This is a genomic window from Castellaniella sp., assembly GCF_041675725.1.
Classification (GTDB): Bacteria; Pseudomonadota; Gammaproteobacteria; order Burkholderiales; family Burkholderiaceae_B; genus Castellaniella.
In genome coordinates this window covers 1-12,169 of sequence record NZ_JBAYTI010000071.1, presented here as the reverse complement: position 1 = coordinate 12,169, position 12,169 = coordinate 1, and the positions used below count along the sequence as shown (strand labels likewise).

12 protein-coding genes are annotated in these 12,169 nt (G+C 66.8%); 5 read left to right on the top strand and 7 right to left on the bottom strand.

All coding sequences use genetic code 11. The features are described 5' to 3' along the window. Nucleotides 1-664, top strand: a 664-nt coding sequence (gene cas7e / locus WCZ84_RS12085) for a type I-E CRISPR-associated protein Cas7/Cse4/CasC (protein ID WP_372686529.1), incomplete at its 5' end; no start/stop codon positions are given. A 9-nt stretch (nucleotides 665-673) separates the two neighbouring features. Beyond that, entirely contained in the window at nucleotides 674-1,405 is a 732-nt protein-coding gene (gene cas5e / locus WCZ84_RS12080; RefSeq protein WP_372686528.1) for a type I-E CRISPR-associated protein Cas5/CasD, read from the top strand. A 70-nt stretch (nucleotides 1,406-1,475) separates the two neighbouring features. On the opposite strand, the gene WCZ84_RS12075 is transcribed toward cas5e, so the two are convergent. The 6 genes from WCZ84_RS12075 to mfd form a co-directional block, all read right to left on the bottom strand. After that, nucleotides 1,476-2,372: a TOBE domain-containing protein gene (locus WCZ84_RS12075; RefSeq protein ID WP_372686527.1), complete on the bottom strand. Its 897-nt coding sequence runs from the start codon at nucleotides 2,370-2,372 to the stop codon at nucleotides 1,476-1,478. Further along, nucleotides 2,356-3,084: an ABC transporter ATP-binding protein gene (locus tag WCZ84_RS12070; RefSeq protein ID WP_372686526.1), complete on the bottom strand. Its 729-nt coding sequence runs from the start codon at nucleotides 3,082-3,084 to the stop codon at nucleotides 2,356-2,358. Before WCZ84_RS12070 ends, WCZ84_RS12075 begins: the two co-directional genes overlap by 17 nt. After that, complete coding sequence (gene modB, locus WCZ84_RS12065; RefSeq protein ID WP_372686525.1) at nucleotides 3,081-3,761, bottom strand: molybdate ABC transporter permease subunit; 681 nt, start codon at nucleotides 3,759-3,761, stop codon at nucleotides 3,081-3,083. Before modB ends, WCZ84_RS12070 begins: the two co-directional genes overlap by 4 nt. 6 nt (nucleotides 3,762-3,767) lie before the next feature. Continuing rightward, nucleotides 3,768-4,523 carry a molybdate ABC transporter substrate-binding protein gene (gene modA / locus WCZ84_RS12060; RefSeq protein ID WP_372686524.1) on the bottom strand — a complete coding sequence of 252 codons (756 nt, stop codon included), beginning with the start codon at nucleotides 4,521-4,523 and terminating at the stop codon, nucleotides 3,768-3,770. A 95-nt stretch (nucleotides 4,524-4,618) separates the two neighbouring features. Next, nucleotides 4,619-5,500, bottom strand: a complete 882-nt coding sequence (locus tag WCZ84_RS12055) for a DMT family transporter (protein ID WP_372686523.1) — start codon at nucleotides 5,498-5,500, stop codon at nucleotides 4,619-4,621. Nucleotides 5,501-5,517: 17 nt separating this feature from the next. Further along, on the bottom strand, nucleotides 5,518-8,985 hold the full coding sequence (gene mfd / locus WCZ84_RS12050; RefSeq protein ID WP_372686530.1) for a transcription-repair coupling factor: 3,468 nt from the start codon (nucleotides 8,983-8,985) through the stop codon (nucleotides 5,518-5,520). Nucleotides 8,986-9,124: 139 nt separating this feature from the next. On the opposite strand from mfd, the gene WCZ84_RS12045 reads away from it, so the two are divergent. Next, nucleotides 9,125-10,069 carry a sugar kinase gene (locus tag WCZ84_RS12045; RefSeq protein ID WP_372686522.1) on the top strand — a complete coding sequence of 315 codons (945 nt, stop codon included), beginning with the start codon at nucleotides 9,125-9,127 and terminating at the stop codon, nucleotides 10,067-10,069. A gap of 17 nt (nucleotides 10,070-10,086) precedes the next feature. After that, complete coding sequence (locus tag WCZ84_RS12040) at nucleotides 10,087-11,064, top strand: 2-hydroxyacid dehydrogenase (RefSeq protein WP_372686521.1); 978 nt, start codon at nucleotides 10,087-10,089, stop codon at nucleotides 11,062-11,064. Here the strand turns inward: WCZ84_RS12040 and eda are convergent, their stop codons facing one another. Further along, nucleotides 11,065-11,688 (bottom strand): bifunctional 4-hydroxy-2-oxoglutarate aldolase/2-dehydro-3-deoxy-phosphogluconate aldolase, encoded by a 624-nt coding sequence (gene eda / locus WCZ84_RS12035; protein WP_372686520.1) that lies wholly within the window; start codon nucleotides 11,686-11,688, stop codon nucleotides 11,065-11,067. Between the two features lie 140 nt (nucleotides 11,689-11,828). Here eda and WCZ84_RS12030 point away from each other — a divergent pair. After that, nucleotides 11,829-12,169: 2-C-methyl-D-erythritol 4-phosphate cytidylyltransferase (locus WCZ84_RS12030; RefSeq protein ID WP_372686519.1), on the top strand; the 341-nt coding region annotated here is incomplete at its 3' end.

Genomic DNA, 12,169 nt, shown 5'->3' with positions numbered 1-12,169 from the left:
GCTGGATTTCGAGGTGGACCGCTTCAAAGACAGGGATCTCGCCCGGATCGCAAAAAAAGCCATCAACCCGGCGGTGGATGCGCTGGATATCGCCTTGTTTGGCCGCATGGTGGCGAAGGCGCCCGACATGAACGTCGAGGCGGCGGCGTCATTTTCCCATGCCATTTCCACCCATCGGGTCAGCAATGAGATCGAGTTCTTCACGGCGCTGGATGACCTTCAGCAAGGGCCCGGCTCAGCCTATATGGGCAGCATGGAGTTCAACTCGGCCACGTATTACCGCTACATCAGCCTGGATCTGGGCCAGTTGGGCCAGACGCTGGCGCCAGAAGACCTTCCGCAGGCGGTGGATGCCTTTGTGCGCGCACTGTTCGTGGCCGTGCCGGGCGCGCGCCAGGCGAGCCAGTCCGGGGCGTCTCCCTGGGATTTTGCACGGGTGCTGGTACGCCGGGGGCAGCGTCTGCAAGTGCCCTTCGATGCGCCGGTCAAGGACAAGGGGCAGGGCTATCTGCAACCCAGCATCAAGGCGCTGAAAGCGTATCTCGACAAGAAAGAAAAGCTGTTCGGATCATTGTTCGGCAAGGTGGCCGCGTACGACTGGGGTGAAGACGAGGGCTTCAGCATCGACGATCTGGCCAGCCAGTTGCGGGCGCACGCCGCCTGAGCCTTCGCCATGAGCCATCCATATCTCCTGTTGTGGCTCGAAGCGCCTTTGCAGGCGTGGGGGCATGATTCCAAATTTGGCCGGCGCGAAAGCCTGCACTTTCCAACGCGCTCAGGCGTGTTGGGCCTGATCTGTTGTGCGCGCGGGGCCGGGGGGGCCCAGGCCGAATGGCTGGCGCAGTGGACGGGCCTGGATATGCAGGTCATGGCTTATGTGCGGGCGGATGGCGGTGGCCGGCCGCTGCCGCATCCCCCCCTGCTGCGCGATTTTCATACGGTGGGCAGTGGCTATGATGACCGCGATCCGTGGCAGACGCTATTGATTCCGAAGCGTCAGGATGGCGGCAAGGCCGTGGGCGGCGGCAGCAAGCTGACCTGGCGCGACTACCTTCAGGACATGGCGTATGCCGTCGTGCTGCAGGTGCCGCGGCAATTGGCCGGCGAGGTGGCCACAGCGCTCCAGGCGCCCCGGTGGGATGTCTATCTGGGGCGCAAGCACTGCGTTCCGGTCGAGTTCATCTACCAGGGCTGCTTTGATGCAGCCGCGCAGGCGCTCGAGGCGGGGCGGCGTATGGCGGCCGCCAAGCGGCGCTGCCTCGCCTTGCGCGTCTTGCAGGGCGAACACGATGGCGAGGTGATGATCCTGAACGACGTGCCGTTGCAGTTCGGCGAGCAAAAAAAATATCGGGATCGCCGGGTTACGCTGCAGCGGGTGGCGTATGCTGATGATACGCTGCCCTGATGAGCGGTTTCCGCCAGTCTGGGCGGTGGTCTGTGTCCCCATGCTGCCGTGGGGGTGTTTCGCGTCGTTACTATGCGTTCGAGAAATCGACGGCGTCTTCCCCACGTCCGTGGGGGTGTGGGTCCGGGGCGGCGAGCAGTACGTCGTCGGCCCGGAACCCGGCCATGGCGGGGCGTCCGATCTGCAGCGCTGGCGCGTCGGGTGGGGCTGTCGTCAGGCCGGTGACGTGCAGGCCGCGGCCCACGTCCAGGCAAACCTCCGTCCGCCCGGCGCTGCCTTTGCAGTGCTCGACCTGGCCCGGCCATTGATTCCAGGCTGATGCCTGGTGGTGGGTGTCGGCATGGGGCTTCGGCGTGGCACCGGGCCTGCGCATGGCATCGGGGGGCGCCCATACATGCACGGATTGGGCCTTGATGATCGCCAGCGCCTGGGCACCAGGCGCCAGGCCCAGGCGGACTGTGCTGGCTTGGGTGATGACCGCCCGCAGTGTTTGGGCGCTGCCCAGGGCCAGGTGGATCAGGTGGTTCACGGGGTCCGGCGCTTCCACACGCAGAACGGTGCCTGCGAAACGGTTGCGGGCGGATGTCTGCAGGGCAAGGCCTTGCAGCAAATGCAGCTGGTCGTGGCCCTGGCGACCATTTTGCGCGAGGCGGGCCATGAACCGCTGCTGTGCTTCCTGCAGAGCCTGAAACCAGGCCAGCAAATCACGGGCCTGTGTCGTCAGGCGCGCGCCGCCGCCGCGGGCCCCGCCGGTGGTGCGTTCGACCAGCAATTGGCCCGAGGCCCGGTTCATCAGGTTGACGGCATCCCAGGCTGCCTTGTAGCTCATGCCCACCTTGTGCGCCGCAGCGCGGATGGAGCCCTCGCTGTGGATGGCGGCCAGCAGCGCCATGCGTCGCTCGGTGCCCCATGGCTGGTCGCCGCTGCGCAGCCCCAGGCTGATGGTCAGTTCAAATGGTTGGGTCATGAGGCTGTCTCGTATTGAAAGGACTGTCTGGCTGGGTGGGCGGCGTGAACGCCAGGACGCGGCCCTGCTCCATGTAAAAGACCACGTCGGCCAGGGCTTCGGCGTCATCGGGGTCGTGTGTGATCAGGATGGTGGGGATGTCGATGGCCTGCTGCAGGGCCTTGAGTTCATTGCGCATATGGCGCCGCAGATTGGCATCCAGCGCTGAAAGGGGCTCATCCAGCAGGAGCAGGCCCGGGCGGGTGGCCAGGGCGCGCGCCAGGGCGACGCGCTGGCGCTGCCCGCCGGAGAGCTGATCGGGGTAGCGCTCTAGGAAAGGCGTCAGGTGAAACGCTTGGATCCAGTGCCGCGCGGATTCTGGCAGGCGTGTGCGCCCGGCTGGGTTCAGCCAGCCCGGATGCAGGCCGAAGAGGATATTCTGGCGTGCGGTCAGATGGGGGAACAAGGCGTAATCCTGGAACAGAAAGCCCAGGCGCCGCCGGCGGGGCGGCAGGTGTATGCCGGCCCGGCTGTCGTACAAAGTGTGTCCGTCCAGCCGGATGTGTCCTCGGTCCGGGCGCAGCAGCCCGGCAATCGCCTTCAGGGTCAGGCTTTTGCCGGCGCCCGACGGGCCCAGCAGGGCCATGCGGTGGCTGTCGGTGGACCAGCGCGGCTGCAGCAAAAAGCCGTCGGGGCCGCCGATCCGACATGAGAAATCGACGTGCAGGCTCATGGCGCGCTCCAGCGCCTGCCCCGCTGCCGATTCCGGCCCGGCATCAGCCAGGCGGTCAGGCACAGGATGGCCACGCAGGTGATCGAGGTGACGACCACGAGCAGATTGGCCAGGGGGTCGTCGCCCGCTTGGACCGCTTCGTAGATGGCGATGGACAGGGTCTGGGTACGCCCGGGGATATTGCCAGCCACCATCAGGGTGGCGCCAAATTCCCCCAGAGCGCGGGCAAAGGCCAGCAGCACCCCGGCCAGGATGCCGCGCAGAGCCAGCGGCAGACTGACGCGAAAGAACACCGCCGCTGGCGACACGCCCAGCACGGCGGCGGCCTGCTCCAGGGCGTGATCTACGTCCAGGAACGCCGCCCGCGCCGCCTTCAGTACCAGCGGGAAGGCGACCACGGCGGCGGCAATGACGGCGCCTTGCCAGGTGAACACCAGCTCGATGCCATGGCTGTGCAGCCAGGCGCCCAGGCGGCTGCGCCGGCCCATCAGGACGAGCAGGTAGTAGCCGATCACTGTGGGTGGCAGGACCATCGGCAGGGTCAGGATGGCATCGATCAGATCGCTCCAGCGCGATGGCCAGCGCGATAGTGCCCAGGCAACCGCAATCCCGGCCACGCTGGCCACCAAGGTGGCCCAGCCAGCCACCTTGAGCGACAACAGCAGGGGGGTCCACATGACGCGTCAGGGCCGAGAAAAATGGTAACGGGCCAGGATGGCCTGGCCGGGTTCGGAGAGCAGGTAGTCCAGAAAATCCGCCGCCGCCCCGGAAAGGGAAGGCCGGGCCACCAGCGCGACGGGGTAGACCACGGGCGTGGGGGTGTCCAGTGTCTGCACGATCCTGACCCGGTCGGCCGCCATGGCGGCATCCGTGGCAAAGACAAAGCCGGCATCCACCTCGCCGCGTTCCACGTAGCTGAGGACCTGCCGCACGTTTTGGCCCAGAATCTGCCGGCTTTCGAGCAGATCGGCCAGCCCGGCCTGCTGCAAGGCGGCCAGGGTATAGCGGCCTACCGGCACCGAACGGGGGTTGCCCAAAGCAATGCGCTGGATCTCCGGCCGGCGCAGATCCTGTGCCGTGCGAATGGTGGCGGGCGCATCGGCGGGGACGATGAGCACCAGCGTGTTACGCGCGAAATCGCGACGCGTGCCGGCCTCGATGACGCCCGCGGCCTGGGCCTGATCCATCGCGGCCTGGTCCGCCGAGGCGAACAGATCCGCTGGGGCGCCTTCGAGGATCTGGCGCAACACCACATCCGAGGCGCCAAAAGTCGTCAGCACCTGCGTGCCCGGGTGGGCCTGTTCGTAGCTGCTGGCCAAGTCCTTGAAGGCGTTGGTCAGGCTGGCGGCAGCGGCCACCAGAAGGGTCTCGGCGTGAGCCGAGCCTAGCATGGCAAAGGACAGGGCCCACGCCAAGCCGTAGTGCCAGATGGATTTCATAGACAGACTCCAGCGCATCTTTCGTTATGTACCGAAGTATATAACGACTTGCGAAGCCTGGTGGAAGGGGTGTTTCCGCCGATGGGTCAGACGTGTCAGGCGGTGGGTTGTTGGAGACGCTGGCGCACCAGGACCGGCTGCAGGGCCACCGAGCCGACGACCAGCAGCACGCCCAGATAGAACAACAGGCCGACTTCCTGTTGCTCGCCCAGCAAAGGGATGGCCAGGGCAATGGCATACAAGGGTTCCAGATTGGTGGCCATCTGCGTGGTGAAGGCGCTGACCTTGCGCAGGATGTTCATGAGCATCACGAAAGGCACCAGCGTACAGGCAATGATCAGCAGGCCCAGCAGCCAGGCGTCGTGCCAGCCGGGAATTTGCAGGGCATCGCCCTGATGGGGCAGCCACGGGGCCAGGAGGGTCAGGAACAGGGCGCCAGCCCCCATTTCGATACAGGTTGCGACCCGTGGTTCGGCGCGCCCGGCCACGCGTTTGTTCCAGGCGCTGAAAATGGCCAGGAACAGCGCCGAGCCCAGCCCCACCGCCAGGCCCAGGTACATCTCCGGCGGGATGCCGCCCATGACCATCGCCATGCCCGGAACCAGAATCACCCCCAGCAGCAGCTCGCGCGGATTGAATGGATTGCCGGTGGTGATGGGTTCGATGAAGGCCAGGAAGATGGGCGCAGCGGCCAGACTGATGGCCCCGACGGATGCGTTGGACAGGCGGATGGCGCCGTAGAAGAACATCCAGCTGACCGACAGCAGGGCGCCGATGCCGGCGTATGTGGCCATCAGGCGCCAGGGCATGCGGCGCAGCATGCGACGGGTGCTGGGCAGGGCGATCAGGATAAGGGCCACGACAAGCATGCGCCACCAGACCAGCGACAGCGTTTCCAGCGTGATCATGCGGCCCAGGATGGGGGTGAACCCCCAGAGCAGGACACACAGGTGCAGTTGCAGATACGTTTTGCGCATGGCGGTCGCCCTGGGGGTCAGGCAGCCAGCTGTTCGAGCAGGCCGCGGATCTTGCGCACCCGCCCTGTGACGTCCACCGTGCCGCCATAGTTCAGTTTCAGGCGATCCGGGCCGTTCAGGCGTACCTGCCGGTCCTTTTGGACCAGTTCGATGATGCGCAGCGGTTCGACGGCCGGTTCGGGGCCAAACTGCAGCGCGGCCTGGGTATCGCCTGCGTCGATCTTGGTGATCCCCAGTGGCTCGGCCTGCAGCCGCAGCCGATGCAGATCGATCAGGGTGCGGGCCGCTTCGGGCAGGCTGCCATAGCGGTCGACCAGCTCTTCGTGCAGGCGCGTGAGTTCGTCGGCCTCGCGGGCACCCGCCAGGCGCTTGTAGAAGCTGAGCCGGGCCTGCACGTCTGCGCAATAATCCGATGGCAGCAGGGCTGGGGCATGCAGATTGATTTCACAGCCGTTCGGACTGGCGAGGTCTGGATCGGGCTCCTTGCCGGTCTTCAGCGCGCGCACCGCCGAGGCGAGCATCTCGGTGTAGAGCGAATAGCCGATTTCCTGCATGTTGCCGGACTGCGATTCACCCAGCACTTCGCCACTGCCGCGGATTTCGAGGTCATGCATCGCCAGGAAGAACCCCGAACCCAGTTCTTCCATGGCTTGGATCGCTTCCAGGCGCTTTTTGGCATTGCGGGTCATCGCGTCTTCGCCCGGCGTCAACAGATAGGCGTAAGCCTGGTGATGCGATCGCCCCACGCGCCCGCGCAGCTGGTGCAGCTGGGCCAGGCCGAGCTTGTCGGCGCGATGGATGAGAATGGTATTGGCCGTGGGGACGTCGATCCCGGTCTCGATGATCGTGGTGCACAACAGCACGTTGCTGCGCTGCTGGTAGAACCCTTTCATGACCGCCTCGAGTTCGCGCTCGGCCATCTGGCCGTGGGCGACCGCAATGCGGGCTTCGGGCACCAGCTCTTCAAGCCGGGCCCGCCGGTTCTGGATCGTGTCGACTTCGTTATGCAGAAAATACACTTGGCCGCCGCGCTTGAGCTCGCGCAGGATGGCCTCGCGCAGCGTGCTGCCGTCTTCGCGGCGCACGAAGGTCTTGATGGCCAGCCGCTTCTGCGGCGCGGTGGCGATGACGGAGAAATCGCGCAGGCCCTCGAGCGACATGCCCAGCGTGCGCGGAATCGGCGTGGCCGTGAGCGTGAGCACGTCGACCTCGGCGCGCAAGGCCTTGAGGGCTTCTTTCTGGCGTACCCCGAACCGGTGCTCTTCATCCACGATCACCAGGCCCAGCTGCTTGAACCGCACATCCTTGGAGAGGATCTTGTGCGTGCCGATGACGATGTCCACCGTGCCATCGGCCAGGCCGGCAATGGCCTGAGCCGTTTCCTTGCCGCTGCGAAAGCGGGAGAGTTCGGCAATGCGTACGGGCCAGTCGGCAAAGCGGGTGGCAAAGTTCTGCGCATGCTGTTCGGCGAGCAGCGTGGTCGGGCACAACAGCGCCACCTGGCGGCCGTTCATCACGGCCAGGAAGGCGGCCCGCAGCGCCACCTCGGTCTTGCCGAAGCCTACGTCTCCGCATACCAGGCGGTCCATGGGGCGGCCGGATGTCATGTCTTCGAGCACGGCCTGGATGGCGGCGGCCTGGTCGGGCGTTTCCTCGAACCCGAAGCCTTCGGCAAATGCCTGGTAGTCGCGGGCCGGGAACGTGAATTTGACCCCTTCGCGGGCCGCCCGCTGCGCGTACAGGGCCAGCAGCTCGGCGGCCGTGTCGCGCGCCTGGCGGGCGGCTTTCCGTTTGGCCTTTTCCCATTGCCCCGAGCTCAGTGCGTGCAGCGTCACGTGCTCCGGTTCGGCGCCGCTATAGCGGGCAATCAGGTGCAGCTGTGCGACCGGCACATAGAGGGTCGCGTCGTGTGCATAGGCCAGGTGCAGCAGCTCGATGGGGCCTTCGCCCATGTCCATCGTCACCAGCCCCTGGTAGCGTCCGATGCCGTGCTGCACGTGCACGACCAGATCGCCCACGTGCAGTTCGGCCAGATCGCGCAGCATGGCATCCGGATCGCTGTGCTGGGCCTGATGGTGTCGGCTGCGCACCGGCCGTCCGGCCTGCGCCGGATACAGGTCGTTTTCGGTGAGCAGGGCCAGCCCGTTCGCCGGCAGCTGAAAGCCCCCCGTCAGGGGCGCGACCCACAGCGCCAACGCCGCCTCGGTATGCAGGCATGCGGACCAGTCCTCGAGCAGGGCGTCGTGTGCCAGGTCATAGTCCTCGAGCAGGGTGGCGATGGTTTCACGCCGTCCGGCGGAGTCCACGCAGATGATCGTGCGCCGCCCCTGGCTGCGGGCCTGTTCGAGGTGCGCGCGCAAGCCGGCCAGGGGGTCTTCTGCCCGGCGGTTGACGGCCACGGGCGGGCAGGGCGCAAAATCCGGGTGCGGGGCGTCGCCGCCCAGGACCAGCCGGGGCCATGGCTGCAGCAGCCGGTGGAACTGCTCGCTGTCGAGAAACAGTTGCTCGGGCGGCAGCACCGGGCGCTCGGGGTCCGACTTCAGGAAGAGCCAGCGCTTGCGGGTCTCTTCGTGGAAGCTGGCAATCACGCCATCCATATCGCCCAGCGTGACGGCGACCCCGTCTTCGGGCAGGTAGTCGAACAAGGTGGCCGTCTGTTCGAAAAAAAGCGGCAAATAGTATTCCACGCCCGCGAAGGCGACCCCGTTGCCAATGTCCCGGTACGGCAGGGCCCGCGACGGATCCCCCTCGAAGCATTCGCGGAACCGGGCGCGGAAGTGGTTGCGCGCCTCTTCGTCCATGGGAAACTCACGGCCCGGGAGCAGCTCGACCTCGCGCACCGGGTACAGGCTGCGTTGAGTGTCCGCATCGAAGCTGCGGATGGATTCGATTTCCCGATCAAACAGGTCGATCCGGTACGGCAGCGGGGAAACCATGGGAAACAGGTCGATCAGCCCGCCCCGGATGCAGAATTCGCCGGGCGCCCCGACCTGGGTGACGTGGGTATAGTTGGCCCGGGTCAGCTGGGCCCTCAGGCGTTCCTCGTCCAGAACTTCGCCCTGGCGGAAGTGGAAGGTCCAGGCCGCCAGGAATTCGGGGGGCGCGAGGCGCGTCAGTGCCGTGGTGACGGGTACGATGAGCACGTCGACCTGGCCCTGCCCCAGCGCATGCAAGGTGCGCAGACGCTCGGAGATCAGGTCTTGGTGGGGTGAAAAGCTGTCATAGGGCAGGGTTTCCCAGTCTGGCAGGAAGCGCAGCCGCAGCGGCGCGTCGAACAGGCTGATTTCATCGGCCAGCCTGCGGGCCTGCAGGGGATCCGCACTGAAAACCATCAGGGGCCGGCCCGCTTCGCGCGCCAGCTGGGCGAGCAACAGGGCGTCGCCCGACCCCGGCGGGCGGGGTTGGCGGTATCGCTGCCCGGGGCGCAGGGCCGCCAGGGCAGGGGCCACAGAGGGCAGATCGTGCGTCAGGGTGGAGGATGACATCATCGCAGGGGAGGACGGGACCGGGCGTCAGCCGCGGGAAAAGCAACACTATAGCAAGGGCGGGCCGCCCGGCCAGCGCTGCGGCATTGTTGTACGATACGCTGAAATCCATCTTCCCGTATTCCTTGTCCTTGCCGCCATGCATGAACCACTCGACGTCATCACGCTGGGCGAAGCCATGGTCCTGCTGGTGGCTGCGCAGCCGGGTCCGCTGCATGCCGTGCAGGTCTTTCACAAGCAGACCGCCGGTGCCGAGACCAACGTGGCCATCGGCCTGGCTCGCCTTGGCCTCAAAGTGGGGTGGGGCAGCCGCCTGGGCGATGACTCTTTCGGGCAATACCTGCTTGCCAGCATGCAGGCCGAAGGGATCGATTGCTCGCACGTGCAGTGCGTGGCGGGTGAGCGCACGGGCATGATGCTCAAGGGGCGCGTGCTCGATGGCAGCGATCCGCCCACCGAATATCACCGTGCGGGTTCGGCAGCCAGCCGCATGAACCACGGGCATCTTGATCCTGCCTGGTTGCTGGGCGCCCGGCATTTGCATGCCACCGGGGTGTTCGCGGCCCTCTCCGACAGCTGCCTTGATGCCTCTCGCCACGCCATGCGGCGCGTGCGGGCGGCCGGTGGCACGGTGTCGTTCGATCCCAATCTGCGTCCGACGCTGTGGTCTTCCACCGGGGTAATGCGCGCCGGCATCAACGCGCTGGCGGCCGAAGCCGATTGGGTCTTTCCGGGGCTGGCGGAAGGGCGGCTGCTGACGGGCGAGGACACGCCCGAGGCCATCGCCGGTTTTTACCTCGACCAAGGGGCGCGCGTCGTGGCGATCAAGCTGGGTGATGCAGGCGCGTGGTTCACGGACGGCGAGCAGGTCGGCCAGGTGCCTGCGTGGCCCGTCGAACAGGTGGTCGACACCGTGGGCGCGGGCGATGGCTTTGCCGTGGGCGTGATCAGCGGCCTGCTCGAAGGCCAGGCGCTCGGGCAGGCGGTGGCGCGTGGCGTCTGGATCGGTGCGCGCGCTGTCCAGGTGGTGGGGGATACCGAAGGCCTGCCCACACGAACCGAACTCCAGGAGGCAGGCCTTTAGTCCAGGCCGAAACGACCATGACCCGCAAGACCGTCTTGATGTACCGCGCGCTGCCCGAGGCGCAAAAAGCTCGTATTCGGCAGGCGCACGAATTGATCGAGGCCGATCCGCGTCAGCCGGGCCAGCGCGAGGTTTTCTTCGCGGCCCTGCCCAAGGTGCACGGCCTGATCGGTTCCAGCATGCGCATCGAGCCATCGCTGCTCGACCAGGCGCCCAAGCTGCAGGTCATATCCAGCATCTCGGCAGGGGTCGATGTCTATCCGCATGACGCGCTGCAAGCGCGCGGCATCATCCTGTGCCATACGCCGGGCGTGCTGACCGAAACCGTTGCCGATCTGCTGTTCGGCATGATGCTGGCCACCAGCCGCCGGATCGTCGAAATGGACGCGCTGGTGCGCAGTGGGCGGTGGCTCGGAAACATCGGCCCCGCGCTCTTTGGCCACGACGTCCATGGCAAGACGCTGGGTATCGTCGGCTATGGCCGCATCGGCCAGGCGCTGGCCCGACGGGCCGCGCTGGGTTTCGGCATGCCAGTGCTGTATTTCAGGCGGACGCCGGCCGACAGCGGCCTGCCCGAGGGGTTGGCGCAGGCCGTGCCGCTGCACGAGCTCTTGCACCGGTCCGATTTCGTGGTGCTGGTCTTGCCACTCACCGAACAGACCCGCGGGCTGATGGATGCCGACGCGTTTGCCCGCATGAAGCCGGGCGCCATCCTGATCAATGGTGCGCGTGGTCCGATCGTCCAGGAACAGGCGCTGCTGGACGCCCTCGACCATGGCCACCTGAGGGCAGCGGGCCTGGATGTCTACGCGATCGAGCCGCTGCCGCTGGATTCGCCCCTGCGAGGGCATCCACGGGTGCTGACTTTGCCGCATATGGGCTCGGCCACGCACGAAACGCGTGACGCCATGGCCGAAATGGCGGTCAGCAATCTGCTGCAGGTATTGCGCGGCCAGCCGCCGCTGGCTGCTTGGCCGCCTTTGGCGGGTGGGTGATCAGCCAGCCAGGGTGCGGGCTTCGCGGGCCAGACGGGTAATGGCGCCCCATTGGCGGGCGGCGACGGCCGCGGCGGGGGTCAGCCAGGAGCCGCCCACGCAGCGCACATTGGGCAAGGCCAGGTACTGGGCGGCATTGCCGGCATGGATACCCCCCGTAGGGCAGAACCTGAGGTGCGGCAAGGGGCCTTGCCAAGCCTTGAGGAGCTCGACCCCGCCGATGGCTTGGGCCGGAAACAGCTTCTGGGCCATGAAGCCCCATTCGGCTGCCCGCATGGCTTCGGAGGCGCTGGCGACCCCAGGCAGGAACGGGATTCGGCGATCCCGTATGGCCAGGGCCAGCGGCTCGGTGAGGCCGGGGCTGACGGCAAATTGCGCGCCGGCCGCGTGGGCGGACTGCAGCTGCTGCGCATCCAGCACGGTACCGGCCCCCACCAGCGCTTCGGGTACGTGCTGGCGGATGGCTTCGATCGAGGCCAGCGCGGCGCTCGAGCGCAGCGTGATTTCGAGCGTGCATATGCCGCCGGCGACCAGCGCGTGGGCCAGGTCGACCGCCAGGGCGCTGTCGGGAATGACGATGACCGGTATGACCGGGCTGGTTTCAAGCAGTTCGAGGGCATTCATGGCGCAGCCGTTTTGAGATCGTTCGCCTGTATTTTCGCACGCTTGCAGGTTCATGAGCGACTTGGCGGATACACGGAACGGCAAGGCTGGCGCGATGACGAGGCCCCGTGCGGGGGCGCAAGTCGCTACAATCGCAGACCATGGAATCCCTGATTGCGCTGGTACCGGCTGCAGGCCTGGGCCGCAGGGCCGGGCTGCAGGCACGACGCCCCAAACAATATCGCCTGCTGGCGGGCGAACCGGTTTTGCGCCACGCCGTGCGCGCTTTGTTGGCCGATGCCCGCATACGGCAGGTCTGGGTTGCCGTCGCGCCCGGAGATGCCTGGGTGGCCGATGCGCTGGCCGGGTTGCCGCGCACGGTCTGGCGGCCCTGCGGGGGGCCGACCCGGGCCGATACCGTTCATGCTGCCCTGTGCGCTGCCGATCCTGCAGAGGATGACTGGGTCCTGGTCCACGATGCCGCGCGCCCGGGCTTGCCGGC